Raw genomic sequence first — 24,722 nt, 5'->3', positions numbered from 1 at the left:
AAGAATTTAGGAGATCCTAAAAGGAGGCATTTTCATGTTTGAAGATAAATCTAAAATAAATTACCCATATGAATTTACTGAAACTACAACAGTTCCTCTAAAGAACCCCATTGACAAAAAATTCAAGAACGGGACAGGTACACATAACTTTCCAATTAAGAAGCACTATAAAGAGCAAGTTCTATACACTGAAAAAATCAATAATAATAAAAATAAATAATTGTATAGATCCTTATAACAATTAGCCAAATAAGAAGCAACATTTGGCCATGCATAGTTATTTGGTTAGTAATGTAGAAATCTTTATTATACAATTCATGCACCTTTTAAAAAGTGCTGTATACAGCGCTTTTTTATACATAGATAAATTTAAGCTAACGCAACCAAGAAATAAACTGCCAAATTACTCCACCTTATTTTCGTTTAACAATTAAATCTACATATTAAAAGGGAGCAACAGTAAATGTTGCTCCCTTTTGAAAAGTAATTTTATTCACTCTACATAACCCTCTTAAACATCTTTTCCAACTCATAAGTAGAATGATGCACAAGAATCGGTCTTCCGTGTGGGCATGTGTATGGGTTTGTTGTTGTACGTAATTCTTCCAGTAAGGCAAATATTTGATCGTTCGTTAAATATTGATTCGCTTTAATGGATGCTTTACAGCTCATCATGATGGCTGCTTCTTCACGTAACTTTTTAATATCAACTTTTTTTAGTTTAACAACTTGCTCCATCATTTCATCGATAATTTCTGTTTCTTGTCCTTTCGGGAACCATGTTGGATGCGAGCGGACGATAAATGATTGATGGCCGAATTGTTCTAAAAATAGCCCGACTTTTTTTAGTTCTTCTAACTGTTCTTCGACACGTAAAAATTCAGTAAGAGATAGATCAATACGGTACGGTACAAGTAACTCTTGTACTTCTTGCGCTACCCTTCCTACTTTATCACGGAAGTATTCATAATTAATACGTTCCTGCGCGGCATGCTGGTCAATCATATATAAGCCTTTATCATTTTGAGCGAAAATATATGTTCCATGCATTTGTCCAATTGGATAAAGTGGTGGTAAGTCATTCCCGTTCATTTCAATCTCTTTTATTTCCCGAACTTCTTCTTCTAATTCCTCTAGTTCAAAGTCCTCTTCATTACTGTCCCACGATTTCTCTTCTTGAATTGGTTCTTCGATTATCGGTTTAGTGGATGGTTGCCAACTTTGCTCTTCTCTTATGAGCGACTGTGGTGGTTGCCATTCTTGTTTCAGCGGTTGCCAAAGCTGCGCTGGCTGTTTCACAGCCTGCGGTTCTTCTTGTTTTGCATCCATGCCAGTTGGTAAAACAATGTCCGGCATAGATGGTTCTTTCGGCTTCGCATGCTCAAACTGGAACTGTTCTTGCACACTTTCGTCTTTTTCTTTTTTCTTCGTTGTTACGCCTGCATCTGGAATGAGCTGTATTTTTTTAAATGCAGCTTGCAATGTTTCTTCGATCAGCTTTAGCAATTCTTGTTCTTTACTAAAACGAACCTCTAACTTCGCTGGATGTACGTTAACGTCAACTAGCATTGGATCCATTTCAATAGATAAGAAGCCAATTGGATACCGGCCGACTGGCAGTAATGTATGGTATCCTTGCTGAATTGCTTTCATTAGTACAAAGTTTCGAACGTAACGACCATTTACGATCGTTGACATATAATTTCGAGATGCTCTCGTTACTTCTGGTAATGTTACATAGCCTTTAATTGTAAAGTCTAAAGATTCAGCTTCAATTGGAACAAGCTTCTTCGCAACTTGAATACTGTAAATCGATGCAAGTACTTGTCTTACATCACCGTTACCTGATGTATGAAGCAATTTCTTTTCATTATGAAACAGTTTTAACGATACTTCTGGATGTGACATTGCAATACGATACACGATATCTGTAATATTTCCGAGCTCTGTATGAATGGTTTTCATATATTTAAGACGCGCTGGTGTATTAAAGAATAAGTTTTGTACTGTAATATCTGTTCCTTTTCGGCTCGCAGTCTTCTCTTGCTTTATAATGTCTCCACCTTTAATAATAAGGTGTGTACCAGGTGCATCACCTGTGCTAGTAATTAATTCTAATTCACTAACAGAGGCAATACTCGGCAATGCCTCACCGCGGAAACCGAGTGTTCTTATGCGAAACAGATCATTTTCATCTTTAATTTTACTCGTCGCATGGCGTTCAAAAGCGACGATACAGTCTTCTTCTGCAATACCATCACCGTTATCAATGATACGAATTTTCGATAACCCAGCTTCTTCTAAGTGGATTTCAATAGATGTACTATTCGCATCGATAGAATTTTCCACAAGTTCTTTTACGACTGAAGCAGGGCGCTCTACTACTTCCCCTGCCGCAATTAAGTTAGAGAGTTGGTCATCGAGTTTGCGAATTTTCCCCATCTACTTACTCATCCTTTCTTTAACTTCTTCTGTAAGCGATACAATTCGTTCATCGCTTCTAAAGGTGTCATATCAAGTAAATCAATTTTTTTAATTTGCGCAAGTACTGCGCTTTCTTTTTGATCAAGCACAGGCTTGTCTTGTTTTTTTGAAGATTGGTCTCCTCCAAAGAAAGATAGTTGTGACTCTTCTTCAGTCTCTTCTTTCTTTTCTTGTATTTCTGCCGGTTCTTCTTTTACAACTACAGGTTCTGGAACAACTTCTTGTACCTTTACTTCTACACGCTTTGGAATAATAATTTCTTCCTGTCCTTCTAGTTGTGCTAACACTTCTTTCGCGCGGGCGATTAAGCTATCTGGAAGCTCTGCAAGTTGCGCAACGTGAATTCCGTAACTTTTATCAGCTGCTCCATCTTGAATTTTATGAAGGAATACTACTTTTCCATTCTCTTCAATTGCTGAAACGTGTACATTTTTCAGTTGATCTAAACTCTCTTCTAACACAGTCAATTCGTGATAATGCGTAGAGAATAACGTTTTTGCACCAATTTGGTCATGAATATGTTCAATAATCGCTTGTGCAAGTGCCATGCCATCATACGTAGATGTACCTCGTCCAATTTCATCGAATAAAATTAAACTTCTTTCTGATGCGTTTGCAATTGCATTTTTCGCTTCTAACATTTCGACCATAAATGTACTTTGACCTGATATTAAATCATCCGCTGCACCAATTCTCGTAAAGATTTGATCAAATACAGGTAATACTGCTTCTGTTGCTGGTACGAAACAACCAATTTGTGACATAACCGTTACAAGTGCTAACTGTCTCATATACGTACTTTTACCAGACATGTTCGGTCCTGTAATTAAAAAGACATCCATCTTCTCTGGCATAATACAGTCATTCGGTACATACAATTTCCCGTTCAATACTTTTTCAACGACAGGATGACGACCATCTTTAATAAAGATTTCACGCTTCGTTGTTAGTACAGGTTTTACAAACTGTTCTTCTTCACTAACTGTCGCAAAACTTTGCAGTACGTCTAATTCACTAATTACTTTTGCTAAATGTTGTAATTTCGGAATAAATACTTTTACTTCTTCACGAAGCGCTGTAAATAAATCGTATTCTAGTTGTACAATTTTTTCTTCTGCTTCTAAAATTAACGTTTCTTTTTCTTTCAGTTCATCTGTAATGAAACGTTCAGCATTAGCAAGCGTTTGTTTTCGTTCGTAGCGGCCTTCTGGAAGTGCTGCAAGATTCGCCTTCGTCACTTCAATGTAGTAGCCGAAAATACGGTTGTACCCGATTTTTAACGATTTAACTCCTGTAATATCACGCTCTCGTTTTTCAAGCTCAGCGATCCACGTTTTTCCGTTTTTACTAACGTAACGATATTGATCAAGCTTGTCATTATAACCGTCTTTAATAATATCTCCATCTTTAATAGAAAGCGGTGGGTTTTCTTGAATACTTCTTCCTAGTAATTCAGTTAAGCTCTCACATGGATCCGCTCCTTGAATTAACCTTGCTGCATAAGCATTATCTAACAAACTAATCGCTTCTAAAATAGCTGGCACTTGAAGTAAAGATCGTCTTAACTGTAATAAGTCCCTTGCATTGACATTACCAAATGCAACTTTTCCTGCTAAACGTTCTAAATCATATACTTCTTTTAATTTTTCTTTTAAATCTTCACGTAAGAAGTAATCATTTACAAATGTTTCAACCATTTCTAAACGCTCTTCAACTTTTTCTTTCTGAATAAGTGGACGTTCCATCCACTGTTTTAACATACGACCACCCATAGCTGTTTTTGTTTTATCCAATAGCCATAATAATGATCCTGTTTTTTCTTTCGTTCGAAGTGTTTCCGTCAGCTCTAAATTTCGCTTTGAATGCACATCAATTTTCATAAATTGATTCGTATAATAAATTTCTACAGGTTGTAAATGATCTAATGAACGTTTTTGTGTTCTTATCACATAGTTAAATAAGCGTCCAATTGCTTTAATTAACTTTGCTTGCGAAACATTTTTCACAAGATGTTCTAATCCTTCAGGAATTGCCGTTGCATCTTCATATGAAATTGTCATTTTTAACGTTTCAGTTAATTTATTTAATTCATCTTTAGAAAATGAAGAATCTACAACAATTTCTTTCGAACCAGTTGCATACACTTCCAATAAAATATCTTCTACTGAACCAGTCAATAACGTTACTGTATTTTGTCCAGTCGTTAAATCATTACAAGCTAAAGCATATGATCCATCTTCAAAATATGTTAATGCGGCTAAGAAGTTGTTTTCTTTCTCATCAATTGTACGCCCTTCCATCATCGTTCCTGGCGTAATTAGTTGTACTACTTCACGGCGCACTACACCTTTAGCTGTTTTTGGATCTTCCACTTGCTCACAAACAGCAACTTTATATCCTTTTTCAACAAGTTGTTCAATATAGTTTTTAGCTGCATGATGGGGTACACCGCACATCGGTATACGATCACTACTGCCACCATCTCGGCTCGTTAATGTAATCTCAAGCTCATGAGCTGCTTTAACGGCATCTTCAAAGAACATTTCATAAAAATCGCCTAATCGGAAAAATAAAAAGGCATCTTGATAGTCTGCCTTAACCTTTAAATATTGCTGTATCATAGGGGTATATTGCGTCATACTTTTCCTCCATAATTCTTACATAGTAATCAATTTTCATATATGTCACATTTCACGGACATCCATATCTCCTATTTCAGGAGTCTATCTTCATTATAACATATTTCATAAAGAATCATGTTCATTCAGCGCCACTTATGTAAAGTAAAAAGCTAGGAAGAACTTCTCCCTAGCTTTCTATTACTCTTCTTCTGCATCAACGATAAAGTTCGGATCTAATTCTTCAAATTCATCATCAGCAATTTGGAAATCATCATCTGATTCTACGCAGCCTTCAGGATTTACACTTACACAAATTTTCGTTTCTCCAACTACTTCTGTTACAAATTCACGTTCTACAGTTACAACAATTTTATTACCGTTTGGTGATACAAGCGCTTCTAAACAATTTGGTGGCTGAATAACACGAGCAATAATTTCTAAATCGTCACCAGAAAAGTTTTTATCACGATAACCAATGCTTACTTCGTCCGTGTAGTTCACACGTTCTGTTACAACTTCAGTCTTTGTATTTCCATCAAATGAATACCAAGTGTTCACATCATAGAAACCTTCAATTTCCACATGCTTCCCATTCTTTCTTGCTTCGTACGAGTGGTTAATTACCCAGCACCCTAAAATACTTGTTGGTTCATTATTCGATTCACATGTATGCGTTGACTTTGTATACTTACGTCCTTTTCCAACCACTGCTTTTGTAATAATCTCTCTAAATTCGGACATTCGTAACCCTCCTCAATCACTATTCACTTAATCATATGCGTGACAATAGCGGAATGTGTCATTCTTTTTTTGAGAAGAACTTACGTTTAATCAACTAAAAAAAAGAGATGTCAATATGACATCTCTTTAACAACCACAATTTCCTTTTTTACTTTCTACCGCTGCGCCAGTTTCACCCTTTAGTACATCGCCACCAGTTGAAATTAATATTTCATCTGTTACGTTGTTAGAAATTGTACTAGCAACTAACTGTAATAAGTCATTTACATATGTTTGTGAAGATTTAAATTCTTGTACAACTGGAATACTGTCTAACTTATCTTGCAATGCATCAATTTCAGCTTCTACCTTTTTTAAAGCTTCCCATTTCCCGTAATGTTGCAAGTTTACTGCTTGTTTTTGCAGTGCTTTAATTTCATCGATTGCGCGTTTTACATTTTCATTTTTATGAATTTGCGCCTCTGCTTTCTTAAAAAAATCAACTTCTTCTGTTTCAGAAATCATTTTTGCTAATTCTTTCGCTTGTTCAACAATGTCATCTTTCGAATATACTTTCATCTATTATTTCACCTCAATCGGCTCTTCAACTAATTCCCCGTTAAGAGACCAAGTTTTTGCTTCCGTTACTTTTACTTTCACAAGCTGACCAATTAAAGATTTTGAAGCGACGAAGTTTACAAGTTTATTCGTACGAGTATAACCTGCAAGTACTTCCGGATTATTTTTACTTTCCCCATCAACTAACACTTCTACAATTTGACCTTTATAACGACTATTCTTTTCAATTGCCAACGTATTTACTAGTGTATTTAAGCGTTGAAGACGTTCTTTCTTTACTTCCATCGGTACATTATCTTTCATTTTTGCAGCTGGTGTACCTTCGCGAGGAGAATAAATAAATGTAAAGGCAGTATCAAACCCTACTTCACGATATAACGACATCGTTTCTTCAAATTGCTCATCTGTTTCATTTGGGAAACCAACGATAATATCTGTTGTTAATACTGCATCTGGAATTGCTTCTTTAATTTTTCTTACAAGTTCTAAATAATGCTCACGCGAATATTTACGCGCCATAATTTTCAACATCTCTGTACTTCCAGATTGAACTGGTAAATGGATATGTTCTACTAGGTTGCCACCTTTGCCAAGTACTTCAATTAAGTGATCATCGAAATCACGTGGATGGCTCGTTGTAAAACGAATACGGGCTATATCAACTTTACGAAGTTCGTCCATTAAATCACCAAGACCGTATTTTACATCTTCAAAGTCTTTACCATATGCATTTACGTTCTGTCCAAGTAATGTAATTTCTTTATAACCATTCGCAGCTAAGTGACGAATCTCTTGGATAATATCTTCTGGACGTCTACTTCGCTCTTTTCCGCGTGTATACGGTACAATACAATACGTACAGAACTTATCACAGCCATACATAATATTTACCCAAGCTTTAATATCACCACGGCGTACTTTCGGAAGGTTTTCAATTACGTCCCCTTCTTTTGACCAAACTTCAACTACCGTTTCCTTCGAGAACATCGCATCTTTTAGAATGTACGGTAATCTATGAATATTATGCGTTCCAAACACCATATCTACATGCTGATTTTTTTGCATAATTTTATTTACAACAGATTCTTCTTGAGACATACAACCACATACACCAATTAAAAGGTCCGGATTTCTTCGTTTGAGTGACTTTAAATGGCCTAGTTCACCAAACACTTTATTTTCAGCATTTTCACGAATCGCACAAGTATTTAATAAAACTACATCTGCATCCTCAGTTGAAAAAGTTGGTTCATATCCAAGCGTTGTGAAAATACCTGCCATTACTTCCGTATCATGCTCATTCATTTGACAACCATATGTACGAATATAGAACTTTCTTCCTGTACCAAAATTACGAAACTCTTCAGGTAAGCCAAAATCCCGTTCAATTTTAACTTCTTCTTTCCCTCGCTTTTTCGCATCCTTTAAGGAAGGTGGTTGATATACACTTTCAAAGTATTTACTATAATCTTTCTCTTCTTTTTTCGTAGAGGAATTTGCTTGTTGACTTGCTAATCGTTGTTGCTCGTTCATCGGTAATCTCCTTTCACCCTTAACTATACACACTCTATAGTCCATTTTAATGCGCTTAGACTCACCTCAAAAATGGTTAGATAGCTTGGAGATAACTTGTCCTTTGAAACTTGAGTAATCAATCTAATCATTCATAAGAATGAAGTCTTCCCCACGCAAATAGACATTCCCTTTTTATTATTTCTTGTTGTCCTACCCAAAAGCATATTGCTTTATCCCTATAAACATTACCATAGTATGACGTGTTTCGCCAATTTTAACAATCCAGAGTCCCTTTATTATCTTACATTTCATAAGCAATGAACTTGCCATTTTCATACAACGATTTACATATTATTTTACCATTCTGAATTTTCTAAGTAAATAAAACTATCCTATATTTTTTGCACATAAAAAAGGTTGCCAAATCGGCAACCTCCTCTTCTTACATTACATAAATTCAGCAACAAGCTCATCAAACATTTTCTGATCCATATTTAAATCAGATTTCACTAAAGGCTCTTCACTATAGCCTTTAACAAGTTCTTGATATGATGGTTGCTTAGTATTTTGATAAATCAAACCTGTTACTAAACCGTTATTTTCCATTAACGTTTGCATAGCCATCATGCGATTAGATGGATCATATCCCTCTACTGTGCTTAGTTTCGTTAAGTTCTCTTTAAACCAATCGTAAGTATTTACTTTATTATAAGTAACACATGGACTGAATACGTTAATTAATGAAAATCCTTTATGGTTAATACCAGCTTCAATAATTTGTGTTAATTCTTTTAAATCACTCGAAAAGCTTTGCGCCACAAATGTCGCACCAGCTGTTAAAGCCATTTCCATTACATTTAGTGATGGTTCAATTGAACCTTGTGGTGTGCTTTTCGTTTTAAATCCCGCTTCACTACGTGGTGAAGTTTGCCCTTTTGTTAACCCGTAAATTTGGTTATCCATTACGATGTACGTAATGTCGATATTACGACGAATAGAATGGATTGTATGTCCCATACCAATCGCAAATCCATCACCGTCACCACCTGAAGCGATAACTGTTAAATCACGATTTGCCATTTTCACACCTTGTGCAATTGGAAGGGCACGACCATGAATACTATGCACACCATATGAATTAATATAACCTGAAATACGGCCTGAACAGCCGATACCAGAAATAACAGCAAGTTCATCTGGATTTAAGCCAACGTTAGCTGCTGCACGTTGAATTGCAGCTTGCACTGAGAAGTCTCCGCAACCTGGGCACCAGTTTGGCTTTACACTGTTACGAAAGTCCTTAAATGTTGCCATTTAATACAACCCCTTTTTTGCATTCGTTGTAAATCTCTTTCGGCAAGAATGGGTTTCCATCATATTTTAAAAGACTAGAAATTTTCTCACCATTACCAAGATTCATTTTCATAATGTTAGCAAGTTGACCTGTTGCATTGTTTTCTACTACTACAACACGCTTCGCCTTTTTCACAAGTGGATCGATTTCAGCTGTTGGGAACGGGTGAATTAAACGCACATGAGCATGGTTTACTTTCATACCCTCTTGTTCTAAACGCGTCATTGCCTCTTCGATCGCACCACGAGTTGAGTTAAATCCAACAAGCAATACGTCTGCTTCTTCATGCTTAACATTTTTATAAACAGGGGTATTAAACTTCAAGTTCTCCATTTTACGGAAACGTTTGTCCATTTGATCTTTACGGTTTATTGCTGATTCCGATGGTTTTCCAGTTTCATCATGTTCTACACCTGTAACATGGTGAACACCATTTTTCATACCAGGTAAAACACGCGGCGAAACGCCGTCTTCTGTTACTTCATAACGCTTGAAGTATGCTTTATTTTCACGTTCTGGTAATTCTGCTTCTAAATCAAGCTTACCACGACGAATTTCCACTTTATCTAATTTAAGTGGTTCTACTGTTTGTTTTCCTAACGAAAGCTGTAAATCTGTTAAGAAAATAACAGGAACTTGATATTCTTCAGATAAGTTAAATGCTTCTACAATGTCATAGAAAGCTTCTTCGACTGTACTTGGCGCCATTACGATTTTTGGAATTTCACCATGCGTACCGTAAATCATCGCCATTAAGTCAGACTGTTCTTGTTTCGTTGGTAATCCCGTACTTGGACCGCCACGTTGTGTATCAACAATTACTAATGGGGTTTCTGTAATACCTGCTAAACCGATTGCTTCCATCATTAATGAAAGACCAGGACCAGCAGATGCAGTTAATGTACGAACACCAGCATAGTTTGCACCGATCGCCATTGTACAAGCTGCGATTTCATCCTCAGTTTGAATTACTGTTCCGCCGACTTTCGGTAATTTTTTAATTAAGTATTCCATAATTTCTGATGCAGGTGTGATTGGGTATGCTGACATAAAACGAGCACCACCAGCTACCGCACCAAATGCGATTGCATCGTTTCCAATCATAAACATGCGTTTTTTACCATCAGCTTTTTCAAGCTGCATCATGTTTACTTTCTCGCCTAGTAATTCTTTCATATATTGAGAGCCGCGTTTAATTGCGTCCATATTCTTTTGAACGACTTGCTCTCCTTTACGACCAAAGATTTCTTCAACAACATCCAAATAAGCTGTTTCGTCTAATCCTAATACTGCACTTGATGCTCCAACAGCAACCATGTTTTTCATTAATGATGTGCCTAATTCTGAAGCAATATCTGTAAACGGTATCACATATAGATTTACATCTGTATTGTCGGGTATTGTTGGATTAAATTTCGCATCCGCAACTACAATTCCACCTGGACGTAGTTCGTGGAAGTTAAAATCAATTGTTTCTTGGTCAAAAGCAATTAAAATATCTAAATCATCTGAGATCGCGCGTACTTCTGTTGTACTTACACGAATTTTATTATTTGTATGGCCGCCTTTTATACGTGATGAGAAGTGGCGGTAACCGTATAGGTAATATCCTAATCGGTTTAATGCAATACAGAAGATTTCTCCTGTACTTTCAATTCCTTCACCTTGTTGGCCTCCAACTTTCCATGAAAGTTGACTAATCATCTCCTACACCCCTTTTGGCTGCATTCATTGTAGTGTATTTTTTTACAGTAATAGTTTAGCATTTTTTATGCAAATAAACTACAACGGACGCAAATTATGCCTCTTCTGATTTCCCTGAATCTTTAGTATAAAGCTATTTTGTTTTTCATTCTAGTATTAGGTCTTAAAAAAAGCAATAAAATCAAATGAATTAATTTTAATTTTTCTGAATTTTAAACCACAAACTTAAAAACTCATATGTTCAACAAAATTATCATATAAAAATCTTTCTACAGTAGATGCAGCATAGTATTTATAAAGCTCATTCATGACATTTTCATAATCTCCATAGGCAGATACATTGACAACCGTATCTACAATCCCATCAAAATCTGAACCAAACCCTATATTGTTTTCTCCACCTAGCGAGCAAATATATTCGATATGTTTTATGATATCAGTTATATTTGCTTGCCTTTCACTTGTTAGAAACTGCGGTACAAAAGTGACACCGATCATGCCATTTTTCTTTATAAGAGCTTTAAGTTGTTCATCGTTTAAATTACGTGGGTGCTCGCAAAGTTTCATACAATTTGAGTGGGAAGCAATAGGATTTTTTGCAATCTCTATAACATCCCAAAAACTTCTCTCATTTAAATGTGATAGATCCGTCCATAGGCCCAAAGTATTTAGCTCGTGTACAACTTGTCTACCAAAAGTAGTTAAACCTGCTCCACGTGTCTCTAGCGCCCCATCAGCTAACAAATTCGCATAGTTCCATGTTAATCCGAAAGAACGTACACCTAACCGATAAAACAAACGTAATTTCATCGCTTCTTTACCAATTGCTTCGCACCCTTCTAACGTTAATAGCGCGCCAACCTCGTCCTGTTTTAATCTATTTATATCCTCTTTCGTTCGGATAAATCTCACACCTGATAGCGATAAAATTTCATTATAAAAAATATCTACCATTTGTAATGCTGCTTCAAATCGGTTTTCATATGCCACTGTTTCTGGTACATATATAGCAAAACATTGTATACTTCCTTTTCTTCTCTTTAACTGTTCAAATGTAATATGTAATTGTGAATCATCGTTAAAATTCCTTTTCCCTTGTGCACTCCATAACTGAAGAAGCACGTCACAATGAGCATCAAAAATTTTCATTTTCATTCCTCCATTATAAAAACAACCTGTTTGCATACTGCAAACAGGTTGTTTAAAACTTAACGAGGTTCTACAATTAATTTTATTGCTGTACGCTCTTCGCCATCAATCATAATATCTGTAAACGCTGGGATACAAATCAGGTCCAAACCACTAGGCGCTACAAATCCTCTTGCGATTGCTACTGCCTTTACCGCTTGGTTCAATGCACCTGCACCAATAGCTTGAATTTCTGCTGTTCCGCGTTCGCGAATAACACCTGCAAGTGCACCAGCTACAGAATTAGGGACCGACGTTGCTTTAACTTTTAATATTTCCATTCCGCGTTTCCTCCTCGTTTCTTTAAAAAGTATTAGCAATTATTTCACTTTAACTTATATTCACGAGGAATGGCGCGTATTCCTGCTAAATTTTCGTAATTTTTCTAAAAAATTAAAATATAATAACTTATCTAAAATTTAACGGAAATTTACTCAAAAAATGGTTGATCGTCATTAATTAAAATGCGCTCAATTTTCTTTGCTTTTCCTGTATTTGGATCCACATCAATTAACACTGCACTTAATTGCGTTCTACCACTTGTTACTTCAAATCGTACCGGTAAGTTCGTTAAAAACTTCTTCAATACCGCTTCTCGGTCCATACCTAATATTCCATCATATGGCCCTGTCATCCCAACATCTGTAATATATGCCGTTCCGCTTGGTAAAATACGGTTATCCGCTGTAGGGACATGCGTATGCGTACCTACTACTGCTGTAGCACGTCCATCTACATACCAACCTAGCGCTTGTTTTTCACTTGTAGTCTCCGCATGGAAATCAACAAAGATAATATTCGTACGTTTTTTCGCAATATTAATTAATTCATCCACTTTACGGAATGGACAATCAATCGGAGGAAGGAAAGTACGTCCTTGTAAGTTAATAACTGCAACTTCTGTTCCATTACAGTTCACAAAGATAAGTCCTTTTCCTGGAGTTCCTTCTGGGAAGTTAGCTGGTCTTGCAAGATATTTTGCATCATCGATGAATTCAAATACTTCACGATTATCCCAAGCATGGTTTCCAAGTGTAACTGCTTGCGCCCCACACTCTAAAAAGTTTCGATATATTTTTTCTGTAATCCCACGGCCACCTGCTGCGTTTTCTCCATTAATGATTGTTACTGTAGGTGTATATTTTTTCTTTAATGCCGGTACGTATTGTTGAATCATACCTCTACCAGGAGATCCTACTACATCCCCAACAAATAATATTCTCATATGTCTTACCCTTTCTATGTACTGCATTTTTTATTGCTATAGCATCAAGGAAATTCCTTATAATATGTTTATTATAAGTTTGTTTCACTTTTACGCTATATAACTAACTGTCTTTATTTTATCCAATTCCAACACAAAAAAATAAAGTGGTGTTTCACCACTTTATTTTGCGTATTCCACTGCACGTGTTTCACGAATAACAGTTACTTTAATATGTCCTGGGTAATCCAGTTCATTTTCAATACGTTTTCGGATATCACGAGCTAAACGATGAGCTTCTAAATCATCGATTGTATCTGGTTTTACCAAAATACGAACTTCACGTCCTGCTTGAATTGCAAATGATTTTTCAACGCCTTCATAAGACTCTGAAATCTCTTCTAACTTTTCAAGACGACGAATGTAGTTTTCAAGCGTTTCACTACGAGCTCCCGGTCTTGCAGCTGATAAAGCATCTGCTGCTGCAACTAAAACTGCAATGATAGAAGTTGGTTCTGTGTCACCATGGTGAGATGCGATACTGTTTATAACTACAGGATGCTCTTTATATTTCGTTGCGAGTTCAACACCAATTTCAACGTGGCTACCTTCTACTTCATGGTCAATCGCTTTTCCGATATCATGTAATAGACCAGCACGTCTTGCTAGTTTTTCATCCTCGCCAAGCTCTGCTGCCATAAGTCCAGTTAAATATGCAACTTCCATAGAGTGTTTTAAGACGTTTTGTCCATAACTTGTACGGTATTTTAAACGACCTAAAATTTTAATTAAATCTGGGTGTAATCCATGAACACCCACTTCAAACGTTGTTTGCTCTCCGACTTCGCGAATATACTCGTCCACTTCACGTCTTGATTTTTCGACCATCTCTTCAATACGCGCTGGGTGAATACGTCCGTCCTGTACTAGTTTATCAAGAGCGATACGAGCTGTTTCACGACGAATTGGATCGAATCCAGAAAGGATTACCGCCTCTGGTGTATCATCGATAATTAAGTCAATACCCGTTAACGTTTCTAACGTACGAATATTACGACCTTCACGCCCGATAATACGTCCCTTCATTTCGTCATTTGGAAGATTTACAACCGAAACGGTTGTTTCAGCAACATGATCAGCTGCACATCTTTGCATTGCAAGAGATAAAATCTCTTTTGCTTTCTTATCCGCTTCTTCTTTCGCGCGAACTTCACTTTCTTTTACCATAACAGCGATTTCATGAGAAACTTCATTTTCTACTTTACCAAGAATAATTGCTTTCGCTTGTTCGCGTGTCAGATTGGAAATGCGCTCTAATTCTGTTTGTTGCTTTTGAACTAACTCTCCCACTTTGCTTTCCAACTCTTCAATCTGTTGTTGTCTCGCTACAAGAGAATCCTCTTTCTTCTCTAACTGCTGCTCGCGTTTATCGAGCGTTTCGTCTTTACGATCAAGGTTCTCTTCTTTTTGCATTAAACGATTTTCTTGTTTTTGTAATTCGCTTCTACGGTCACGAATTTCTAATTCAGCTTCTGTACGAAGTGTATGAATTTCATCCTTTGCTTCTAAAAGCGCTTCTTTCTTAAGTGCTTCAGCCTCACGATTCGCTTCGTCTAGAATACGTTTCGCTTCATTAGCCGCACCATTAATCTTCGCTTCAGCAATAGACTTTCGAACAAAAAAGCCAACAACTGCACCGACTGTTGTTGCAAGCAAAATGGAGATGAGTATCCAAACTGTACTACTCATGATTTCACCTCCCCTTGCTATGAATGAAAAAAGACTGTCGGCATGTACATTAAATTACAACATACAGCAAAGACCGTCGTCCCGCTTTTTTAAGGGACTTTCTTCATTTCACAATTAAAATGTCATATTATTATTTCGGTAAGTTTTAAACCTTACTCCGAATATTACTTCTCTTCTTGAGAAGAGTATATCGTATATAAGAAAAAATATACATTCTCATTGTATCTATCGTAATTTTCATTGTCAAGCGTTGTCTACTTTTACTTTCTTTACCTTCAGTCCTGAATGTTATCTGAATTTGAAAAATTGATAGCATATTATCCTGGAAAACCTTAGTAAATACCATTTTATTCCCTTAAAACGCATGAATATTCCTCTTTACACATCCCATTTGAGTCAAAAAAATATTTTAACCACTACGATAGATACCCCTTTAATAGAAGGTAAAAAATAAAAGACACGGGACCCGTGTCTTTTATTTTTTAATCTTGAAGAGTTGAATCTTCCGTGTCTTCCACACCAGAATCTTCACCAATTCCGTGATGATCACGAACAAAGAAGGCAATTTCCTCTCTTAAGTCCGTATTCTCTTTTAAGAATTGCTTCGAATTTTCACGACCTTGTCCTAAACGTTCTTCATTATAAGAATACCAAGCACCGCTCTTTTGAACGATATCAAGCTCAGAAGCCATATCCAAGATTTCCCCTTCTCTTGAAATACCTTCTCCGTACATAATATCAACTTCAGCAACACGGAATGGTGGCGCTACTTTATTTTTCACTACTTTTACTTTTGTTTTATTACCAACGATGTCGTTACCTTGCTTTAATTGCTCCGCACGACGCACTTCAAGACGAACAGTTGAATAGAATTTCAACGCACGACCACCTGGAGTTGTTTCTGGCACTATCTATAGATTTTCCATCTCTATAGTCTGGACTATCTCTTCATCTCTTTACAGAGAGCCTTGCACTTCCAGCAGTAGCCTATCATCTGCCGTACCCTACTCAGTTAACTAAAAGTCCTTTTCGGTAGTCTCTACACCTTCCCCATATCACTATGGAGCTTGGCACGGTATTACCCTAAATAATGGTGGGCTTCACCGTTAGCAACTATATGGATAGTTACACCCTTAGGCAATAAGGTTCACAAGGTTTTTTAACATGCTATCACTAGCAAGGGAAACCCATGGTAAACTCCTTAATCTTTTCGATTAAGCAACTTGTAGTTGATTTCCGAACATAACCCCAACTTTTTCACGAATTTGGTTAATAAAGATTGCAATTGTTTTTGATTTGTTGATTGCTCCTGAAAGCTTGCGAAGTGCTTGTGACATTAAACGTGCTTGTAAACCTACGTGTGAGTCACCCATGTCTCCTTCAATCTCTGCTTTCGGTACAAGAGCTGCTACAGAGTCAATTACGATAATGTCAACCGCACCACTTCGTACAAGTGCTTCTGCGATTTCTAATCCTTGCTCCCCTGTATCAGGCTGTGATAATAGTAATTCATCTATGTTAACGCCTAATTTTTGTGCATATACAGGATCCATTGCGTGCTCCGCATCGATGAATGCTGCTTGTCCACCTTGACGTTGTACTTCTGCAATTGCATGTAATGAAACTGTCGTTTTACCTGAACTTTCAGGTCCGTAAATTTCGATAATACGGCCACGTGGGTATCCGCCTACCCCTAGCGCCACATCAAGTGCTAAAGAACCACTTGAAATTGTAGAAATTCTACGTTCCGCTTGTTCTCCTAATTTCATAATTGAACCTTTACCGAATTGCTTCTCTATTTGTTTTAACGCCATATCTAATGCCGCTTGACGATCACTCATTCAAAATTCCTCCTTAACTGAATTGCTAATCTTATTATACCTATTTTCAATTCAATTTGCCAACAAAAATCGAACATTTATTCGTTTTTTTTATTTTCCATCACACAAATACGGAGTTTAACTATAAAAAAAGCTAGAAGAGACTTATATCTCTTCTAGCTTTTTATATAAATGATAAAATCCATATTTTGCTGATCGTTCTCTAATTTGTTGACGACTTCCACTTAAATTAAGAGGAAAGACTGCAGTTTGTTCACCTTTAATCGCTAATCCAACAAATACTGTTCCTGGCTCTTTCTGTTCTGAAGCATCTGGCCCTGCTACCCCAGTGAAACTAATTCCGATATCCGCTTTTAATAAATCCTTAACATTTTCAGCAAGATAACGAGCACATTCCTTACTAACTGCACCATCAGTATGCAATACTTCTTCAGGCACACGTAAAACATGTTGCTTCACATCATTATGATAACAAATGACACCGCCCTTAAATACAGAAGAAACACCAGCATTTTCAGTTACTTGATTTCCAAAAAGACCACCTGTTAAACTTTCTGCACATGCTAAAGTTAACCCTTTTCTCTTCAATAACTCGATTGCCTTATAATGCAAAAATTCTTGGTCATATCCGTAGAAAAATTCTCCTACTCTTTCTAAAATCAAATCTTCCACATGTTGAATTAGTTTCTCCGCTTCGCTAACATTTTGATGCTTAGCAGTTAAACGTAATGTCACTTCTCCATCATTTGCTAGCGGGGCAATTGTTGGGTTTGTTTGTCCATCAATTAAATCTTGAACTTTCACCTCTAATTGGGACTCCCCAATACCGAAGAAACGAAGCACACGTGAATAAATGTTTTCTCCTGTTGTAAAATTACGTAAAAAAGGCTCTACGTAACTTACATACATTGGTTTCATTTCTTTTGGCGGCCCTGGTAATAAAATATAAACTTTTCCGTTCTTATTTACCCCCATACCCGGCGCCATACCGTGGTCATTTGCAAATACTGTTGCTCCATTTAAAACGAGCGCTTGCTTTTTATTATTCTCCGTAAATTCACGGCCTGTACGCTTAAAGTAATTACTTATTAAGGCTAATGCCTTTTCATCATACACAAGCTTTTCATCTAAACTAGTCGCTATTGTTTCTTTCGTTAAATCATCTTTTGTCGGCCCTAACCCACCTGTAAAAATAAGGATATCAGCACGTTCTTCCGCAGCTTCAATTGCCTTTTGCAGTCGCTTATTATTATCACCAACAACAGTATGATAGTACACGTTAATTCCAATTGAAGCCAACTTTTCAGATAAAAACTGGGCATTTGTATTTGCAATTTGTCCAAGTAATAATTCAGTTCCAACCGCAATAATCTCAGCATTCATCCCAATTCCCCCATAAACTTCTATTTTGAGTTTACAAATGCAGCTCTATTTTTCCAGAAATAATCCCATCCTGAAATAACAGTAAAGATTAATGCAATCCATATGAAGATATCCGCAACTGGAATATGGATTAAATTTAAAGGTACATCGTGTAATAAATATGCTGCAATCGCAATAATTTGTGTCCATGTCTTAATTTTCCCTAGCTGATTTGCCGCAACTACTTCCCCTGTTCCAGCAAGTACAAGACGTAAACCTGTTACAGCAAACTCACGACTGATAATTACAATAACAATCCAAGCCGGTACATATCGCATCTCTACCAATGTAATAAGTGCTGCTGAAACAAGTAATTTATCAGCTAACGGATCAAGAAACTTTCCTAAGTTCGTTACAAGATTATACTTCCTTGCGTAATGTCCATCAATCCAATCTGTAGCTGAAGCAACGATAAAGATAAGTGCCCCCACTAAATGTTGAATTGGTAAATCAACATCACCAATTGTGTATGAACCCCAATTAAAGGGCGCTAACATAATTACCATGAAAATTGGAATTAAGAAGATTCTAGATATTGTAATTTTATTTGGTAAATTCACAGCTATTCCTCCATCATATCAAAAACATTTGTTCATTGAAAAAAGTCATCGAAGCGATGACTGTTATTGTGCAGGTTGCCCTATCCCTTGGTTTTTTATCACCAATCTTTGGTGAAGTTCTTTTTCTGGGTCCAATGGGAAAGCAACCACTTGGCCATTCAGTTTAACTTCAACATTCGTTGCATTTCCAATATTAAGTCGTACTTCTTTTAATGTTGATACATCACGTTTTTCTGTTTGACCACCTTGTACTGTAGTGTTTAAAATTTCGTTACCCGCATCATCTTTAACATCTACATAGCTTGTACCCTTCGCTATGATTTCCAATTCTAACGTTTTATTATTATGAATTTCCAAAGTAGATACCTTACCAGTTGTTCCAACTACTTTCACTTCTTGCTGTCCCGTTGGTGGTGCTGGTTGCTCTTCTTTCTTTGGTTCTTCTTTCTTTGGTTCCTCTTTTTTTGGCTCTTCCGCTTTCGCTTCATCTTTCTTCGTATCTAACGGAGAATCTTTTGCTTTTTGAACTTCAATTTTCTCACTTTGAGCACTCGGAACTTTTTCATCATCTTTTCCAGTTAACGCTTGAAACACAAACCAGATTACCACTCCAACTGCGATTACTAACAACGCAACTAAGATTTTCGGCATGTGATCTGCAATTGGCCATGATGAAGATTTTTGCATTGTTTCTTGTGTTTTTTGTCCCGTTGATACTTGTGGAACTTCACGCTTTTCAGATTGTGGTATCGTACTCTGATGTTCTACAAGCAGTTCCTCTCCATTTAATCCAACCGCATCTGCGTATTGTTTAATGAATGCACGCGCATAAAAAGCTCCTGGCAATACATCATAATTGCCTTCTTCAATTGCCACTAAATGGCGTTTTTGAATTTTTGTAATCTCATGCAGCTGATCAATAGTCAAGCCTTTCGCTTCTCTTGCTTCTTTCAGCTTTTGTCCCAATTCCGTCACTACTAACACCTCAATATTTCTTTAAAAGTCAAACATAGAGAAATTATTTTGCGTACCTTGCTCAATTTCATCTACTAAATTATATTGAATTTCTTCATCATAATCGTTGCGCAACTCGATAATATAATCAAAATCATCCAATGTGTATTCTGACTGACTCACAAATACATCAGGATGTTCTACAACTTTTGTTGCAGGCAATCTCATAATTTCACGAACGAGCTGCCAATGTCTTTCGTTAGCACGCTTCGTTGACACAATTCCATCTAGGATGAAAATATTGTCATCGCTATACTCATCTTCAATTAATTGACTACGAACAGTTTGCTTAATAAGAGTAGATGATACAAATAACCACCTTTTATTTGCACAAACACTTGCAGCAACAATGGATTCTGTTTTTCCGACACGAGGCATTCCGCGTATCCCAATTAGTTTATGGCCTTCTTTTTTCATAATTTCTGCCATAAAGTCTACAAGTAAGCCTAATTCATCACGCACAAATCGAAATGTTTTCTTATCATCTGCATCTCGTTGTATGTACCTACCATGCCTAACCGCTAGCTTATCTCTTAGCTTTGGCGGACGATATTTCGTTACCGTTATGTTATCCATCGTATTTAAAATTGATTCAAGTCTAGAGATTTGCTCTTGATTATCACACATAAGAAGTAACCCACGTCGTGCATTATCTACACCATTAATTGTGACAATATTAATGCCGAGCATACCGATTAACGAAGAAACGTCACCAAGCAAGCCAGGTCGGTTTTTATGTATTTCATATTCAAAATACCATTCAATCATCCAAGATCACTCCCCTTGCTTACTTTACACCTACGTACTATATTATATGATTTCACCTTAATAGGGAAGCTAAATGTATAATCTATCCTGTGTAATTATTATACAAAAAAAGTAGAGAGGAGAATCTCCTCTCTACTTTTACTTATGTTGTACAAACTTAACCATTAAGTTTGCAATGGTATGTTGCTCCTGTTCATCAGCAACTTTCCAAAGCTCAGCTAATAATTTCTCTTGGTCATTGCGTCCTTCTACTTCATTAGCAAGGTAGTCGCCAACACGAAATGCCATATCTGATACCGCACCGCCGTCTAAACCTTTTCCTTGCGCTTGCTCTAAACGATCTCCTAAAAAGCTCTTCCACTGATCAAAATTATCTAATACTGACATAATTAAGCACCTCACTATTGAGTAATAAAATCATGCTTAATTTGTGCAACTGTTCATTTTTTATGTAAGAAATTTTTAACAGTGCCAACCACCATTCACTCCAATGATTTGTCCAGTTATGTAAGATGCTCCTGGTGATACGAGGAATGCAACTGTTTTTGCTACTTCTTCTGGTAACCCTATTCTACCTAATGGTATATCTTCAGCAATTCCCATTTTATCTTCTTCAGAAAAAACACTTAACATTTCCGTTTCAATTGCTCCTGGTGCTACCGCATTCACACGTAATCCACTTAAAGACACTTCTTTCGCCAAAGCTTTCACATATGAATTTTGCGCCCCTTTTACCATTGAATAAAGCACTTCACAAGAAGCCCCTATTTGTCCCCATATAGATGAAACAATTACAATATTACCACTTCTCCTCCCAATCATAGGCGGAAGTGCCATTGAAAGTAATTTATATACGTTCTTCACTTGAAGTTCTACCATATAATCCAATTCATCGTTTGTTACATCTGTTACTAGTCCAAAAATACTCTTCCCAGCTGCATATACAATAACATCAATAGGATGTTCAATTTGTCTCCACAATTGCTCTGCTCCATCACTAGAAGCCAAATTCGCTTGCACAGGGATAACTTCCCCCCATGCTTTCTGCAATTCCAATACCTTTCCTTCACTGTTATTGTAATGAACATAAACTGTATATCCATCTTGAATTAATTGTTTCGAAATAGCAGAGCCAATCCCTCCGCTCCCTCCAGTTACTAACGCATACTTTTTCATAAATTCCCTCTCTTATCTCTACAAGTTCACTTTTTACACAACTAAATAATACCCTCATCTTACAATTTTTCAATGATAAGATGAGGGTATCTTTAAAATGTTATTTTTTCGGTAACACCTGACAAACACTCATTTTTTCTTCTGATAACAATAATTTTGCTACTTCTTGTAAGTCTTGAACGGTTAGCCCTTCTAATACAGTCAATGCATCAAATAGACTAGATTCATTAAACGCATATCGTGTAAATTGATTTGCAATATATTCTGGTGAATTCAACGAGCGTAAAAAACCACCAATTTTCTTTTTCTTCACTCGTTCTAATGCCGCCGCATCTAATTGATCATAATCTGTTTTTAATAAAATATCTTTTAAACGATCTGCCAATTCATCAGGTTGTTTCGTATCACCGCCAACCATTGCAAAACCGAAGTTATTTTCTTCTGTATAGTCATACGAGAATGAATCATCAATAAGCCCTTCATTATATAAAGCTTCGTAATGAACAGAACTTTTTCCAAATAAATAATCTAAAAGTAACGTAAGCGCAATTTCTTGTTTTAAAAGCGCTTGCCCTTTTTCTTTTAAATTAGTCGCTTTAATACCAACTAAACATTTCGGTGTTTGCACAGGCATTGAAATAATTTTTTTCTTTTCATTTACCTCATTTGGTTCCTCTTCAAATGAACGCACAATTTCTGGCTGGTTTTTATAATCTTTTTTTGCTTGATTTTCACGTACTAAATCCATTGTTTTCTCTGGATCAATTGCACCCACAACAAATAATAACATATTGCTCGGATGATAAAATGTTTCATAACATTCATATAATAAATCTTTCGTAATTTTACTAATAGATTCGATTGTCCCTGCAATATCAATTTTAATTGGGTGTTTTACAAACAAGCTATCAATTAACCCAAAGTACAAACGCCAATCTGGGTTATCTTGATACATTTGAATTTCTTGCCCAATAATCCCCTTCTCTTTTTCAACTGTTTTTTCAGAGAAATAAGGCTCTTGCACAAAGTTTAGTAATGTATTTAAATTTTGTTCTACGTTTGAAGTACATGAAAAAAGGTAAGCTGTTCGTGTGAAGGATGTAAAAGCATTTGCCGATGCTCCTTGTTTACTAAACAATTGGAAAGCATCGTGATCTTCTTTTTCAAATAATTTATGCTCAAGAAAATGTGCAATCCCATCAGGTACACGAATCATTTCTTCTTTCCCTAATGGTACAAATGTATTATCTACTGAACCATATTTCGTCGTAAACGTCGCAAATGTTTTATTAAATCCTTGTTTCGGTAAAACATATACATCTAATCCATTAGGAAGTTTTTCATAATAGAGTGTTTCTTTTAATTGCTCATAAATAATTTTCTCCATTTACTCTCCCTCCGTTCCTTGTAAAAAGTAAATTGTATCTAGTTCAATATTTTTAGCAACTTTTACAATTTCTTCTTTTGTCACACTTTCTATACCTGTAAGCCATTCTTCAACTGGACGTGTACGATCTGAAATAATACCATGATATAGCATTTCTACAAATCCACGCGGTGTATCAATCGCCTCTAATATTTGATTTTGGATGACACTTTTTGTTTGATGTATTTCTTCTTCAGAAAACTCTCCGTTTTGCATCGCAAGCATTTGTTCTTTAATAATCTCAACTGCTTTTTCATAATTTTTCGCTTCAATTCCTGACATAACAAATAATAAACCTTTATGACTTTCAAAGCGCGATGCTGCATAGTACGCTAAACTATTTTTTTCACGCACATTTACGAATAACTTCGAATGAGAAAAACCACCAAACAATCCATTGAACAATTGCAATGCAAAATAATCTTCATCTTTATATGTGACAAATGTACGATAACCGATGTGTAATTTACTTTGTTTTAATTCTTGTTTTTCAACAACTTCTTTTTCTTCATTATTTCGTCTATGAAGGAGTACATTTCTTTCTCTCACTGGACGAGCTGAAATAGAAAAATACTTACTTACAAGATCAACGGCGTTTTCTGAAATATCACCAATAATATATAGATCCATCTCATCTTCCGCTAACACCTTTTGATAATATTGATACAGACTTTCATTTGTAATAGAAGCAACACTCTCTTTTTTTCCATTTGCACTTAAACGATACGGTTCTACTTTGCACATTTCTTCAATTAAACGCTCGTTTGCATAACGCATTTTATCGTCATAAGTAGCTTCAATTCTCTGTAACAGTGCTCTTTTTTCACTTTCTACGATAGAAGGTAGGAAACCGTTCCCCTCCGTCGCTGGATGTAACACAATATCCGACAACATAGAAAGCGCTTTTTCAAATAACGGTGGTGCATCATGTAAATATACTTCATTTGCAATGTCTACATAAATCGAGATAATATGGTCTTCCCCTTTTTTACTTACATCTACTGCTAAAGAAGACCCGTATAATTCTTCTAAATATTGACGAAGACGAATTACAGAAGGTAATTTTTCTGTCGCACTTTGCAATACGTATGGCAATAGGGCACGCTCTGTCACCGTCTCCTCATTTAAAGGCGCTTTAAAACGAAATACAAAGGTATTCGTTTTATATTTATCAGTCGGAATAATATGTACGCGCAAACCACCTAACTCATGTAGTTGTTGTTCCATTAGTTTCATTTATAGCCCTCCTTTACGTATATAGGAATATTCCTCTTCAATATACAGTTTTTAGAAATAAAAAATCAACTTTTCTCCCTTATTATGCTTACATATGATTCTTTCTAAAAACTTTAATATGTAAGGAACATAGTAAAATTCCGTATTAAATATATTCTATG

The 24,722-nt window shown here is 36.2% G+C and carries 20 protein-coding genes and 2 pseudogenes; 1 reads left to right on the top strand and 21 read right to left on the bottom strand.

Annotated elements, in window-relative coordinates; all coding sequences use genetic code 11:
- The first annotated feature begins 34 nt into the window (after positions 1-34).
- Complete coding sequence (locus MRP26_RS08030) at positions 35-220, top strand: hypothetical protein (RefSeq protein WP_000461138.1); 186 nt, start codon at positions 35-37, stop codon at positions 218-220.
- A gap of 278 nt (positions 221-498) precedes the next feature.
- On the opposite strand, the gene mutL is transcribed toward MRP26_RS08030, so the two are convergent.
- From mutL to yfmF, 21 genes and pseudogenes are all read right to left on the bottom strand, one after another.
- Entirely contained in the window at positions 499-2,442 is a 1,944-nt protein-coding gene (gene mutL / locus MRP26_RS08025; protein WP_242806094.1) for a DNA mismatch repair endonuclease MutL, read from the bottom strand.
- An 8-nt stretch (positions 2,443-2,450) separates the two neighbouring features.
- Positions 2,451-5,123 (bottom strand): DNA mismatch repair protein MutS, encoded by a 2,673-nt coding sequence (gene mutS, locus MRP26_RS08020; protein ID WP_078400452.1) that lies wholly within the window; start codon positions 5,121-5,123, stop codon positions 2,451-2,453.
- A gap of 180 nt (positions 5,124-5,303) precedes the next feature.
- A complete protein-coding gene (gene cotE / locus MRP26_RS08015; RefSeq protein ID WP_001288799.1) occupies positions 5,304-5,846 on the bottom strand; it encodes an outer spore coat protein CotE in 543 nt (180 codons plus the stop codon).
- Positions 5,847-5,972: 126 nt separating this feature from the next.
- Positions 5,973-6,404, bottom strand: a complete 432-nt coding sequence (locus MRP26_RS08010; RefSeq protein ID WP_000870460.1) for a YlbF/YmcA family competence regulator — start codon at positions 6,402-6,404, stop codon at positions 5,973-5,975.
- A gap of 3 nt (positions 6,405-6,407) precedes the next feature.
- Positions 6,408-7,937 (bottom strand): tRNA (N6-isopentenyl adenosine(37)-C2)-methylthiotransferase MiaB, encoded by a 1,530-nt coding sequence (gene miaB, locus MRP26_RS08005; RefSeq protein ID WP_078400453.1) that lies wholly within the window; start codon positions 7,935-7,937, stop codon positions 6,408-6,410.
- 429 nt (positions 7,938-8,366) lie between these two features.
- Positions 8,367-9,233: a 2-oxoacid:ferredoxin oxidoreductase subunit beta gene (locus tag MRP26_RS08000; protein WP_000190155.1), complete on the bottom strand. Its 867-nt coding sequence runs from the start codon at positions 9,231-9,233 to the stop codon at positions 8,367-8,369.
- Positions 9,220-10,977, bottom strand: coding sequence for a 2-oxoacid:acceptor oxidoreductase subunit alpha (locus MRP26_RS07995; protein ID WP_000625417.1), 1,758 nt, complete (start codon positions 10,975-10,977; stop codon positions 9,220-9,222). The genes MRP26_RS08000 and MRP26_RS07995 overlap by 14 nt, the downstream gene beginning before the upstream one ends.
- A gap of 225 nt (positions 10,978-11,202) precedes the next feature.
- On the bottom strand, positions 11,203-12,126 hold the full coding sequence (locus tag MRP26_RS07990) for a dipeptidase (RefSeq protein ID WP_078400454.1): 924 nt from the start codon (positions 12,124-12,126) through the stop codon (positions 11,203-11,205).
- A 59-nt stretch (positions 12,127-12,185) separates the two neighbouring features.
- Positions 12,186-12,446, bottom strand: coding sequence for a stage V sporulation protein SpoVS (gene spoVS, locus MRP26_RS07985; RefSeq protein WP_000404341.1), 261 nt, complete (start codon positions 12,444-12,446; stop codon positions 12,186-12,188).
- Positions 12,447-12,595: 149 nt separating this feature from the next.
- Positions 12,596-13,390 (bottom strand): TIGR00282 family metallophosphoesterase, encoded by a 795-nt coding sequence (locus MRP26_RS07980; RefSeq protein ID WP_001221097.1) that lies wholly within the window; start codon positions 13,388-13,390, stop codon positions 12,596-12,598.
- A 162-nt stretch (positions 13,391-13,552) separates the two neighbouring features.
- Positions 13,553-15,118, bottom strand: a complete 1,566-nt coding sequence (gene rny / locus MRP26_RS07975; protein ID WP_000099769.1) for a ribonuclease Y — start codon at positions 15,116-15,118, stop codon at positions 13,553-13,555.
- 482 nt (positions 15,119-15,600) lie between these two features.
- A pseudogene (locus tag MRP26_RS07970) lies at positions 15,601-16,023 on the bottom strand (recombinase RecA family protein); the annotation flags it as partial.
- Between the two features lie 327 nt (positions 16,024-16,350).
- Positions 16,351-16,959, bottom strand: a pseudogene (gene recA, locus MRP26_RS07965) (recombinase RecA); the annotation flags it as partial.
- 144 nt (positions 16,960-17,103) lie between these two features.
- Positions 17,104-18,342: a competence/damage-inducible protein CinA gene (gene cinA, locus MRP26_RS07960; RefSeq protein ID WP_029443109.1), complete on the bottom strand. Its 1,239-nt coding sequence runs from the start codon at positions 18,340-18,342 to the stop codon at positions 17,104-17,106.
- 20 nt (positions 18,343-18,362) lie between these two features.
- Positions 18,363-18,941: a CDP-diacylglycerol--glycerol-3-phosphate 3-phosphatidyltransferase gene (gene pgsA, locus MRP26_RS07955; protein WP_001052977.1), complete on the bottom strand. Its 579-nt coding sequence runs from the start codon at positions 18,939-18,941 to the stop codon at positions 18,363-18,365.
- Positions 18,942-19,004: 63 nt separating this feature from the next.
- Entirely contained in the window at positions 19,005-19,916 is a 912-nt protein-coding gene (locus MRP26_RS07950) for a helix-turn-helix domain-containing protein (protein ID WP_000137474.1), read from the bottom strand.
- 21 nt (positions 19,917-19,937) lie between these two features.
- Positions 19,938-20,723, bottom strand: a complete 786-nt coding sequence (locus tag MRP26_RS07945) for a DUF3388 domain-containing protein (protein WP_000574107.1) — start codon at positions 20,721-20,723, stop codon at positions 19,938-19,940.
- A gap of 138 nt (positions 20,724-20,861) precedes the next feature.
- Positions 20,862-21,110 carry a DUF3243 domain-containing protein gene (locus tag MRP26_RS07940; RefSeq protein WP_000114444.1) on the bottom strand — a complete coding sequence of 83 codons (249 nt, stop codon included), beginning with the start codon at positions 21,108-21,110 and terminating at the stop codon, positions 20,862-20,864.
- 75 nt (positions 21,111-21,185) lie between these two features.
- Positions 21,186-21,899 carry an elongation factor P 5-aminopentanone reductase gene (gene ymfI / locus MRP26_RS07935; protein ID WP_000759626.1) on the bottom strand — a complete coding sequence of 238 codons (714 nt, stop codon included), beginning with the start codon at positions 21,897-21,899 and terminating at the stop codon, positions 21,186-21,188.
- A 100-nt stretch (positions 21,900-21,999) separates the two neighbouring features.
- On the bottom strand, positions 22,000-23,286 hold the full coding sequence (gene yfmH, locus MRP26_RS07930; protein WP_000411277.1) for an EF-P 5-aminopentanol modification-associated protein YfmH: 1,287 nt from the start codon (positions 23,284-23,286) through the stop codon (positions 22,000-22,002).
- On the bottom strand, positions 23,287-24,561 hold the full coding sequence (gene yfmF / locus MRP26_RS07925; RefSeq protein WP_000772413.1) for an EF-P 5-aminopentanol modification-associated protein YfmF: 1,275 nt from the start codon (positions 24,559-24,561) through the stop codon (positions 23,287-23,289). It lies immediately after the preceding gene.
- Positions 24,562-24,722 lie beyond the last annotated feature (161 nt).

The sequence above is a fragment of the Bacillus sp. CCB-MMP212 genome (genome assembly GCF_022748145.1).
In the GTDB taxonomy this organism is placed as follows: Bacteria; Bacillota; Bacilli; order Bacillales; family Bacillaceae_G; genus Bacillus_A; species Bacillus_A cereus.
This window is presented reverse-complemented; position numbering and strand designations above follow the sequence as displayed.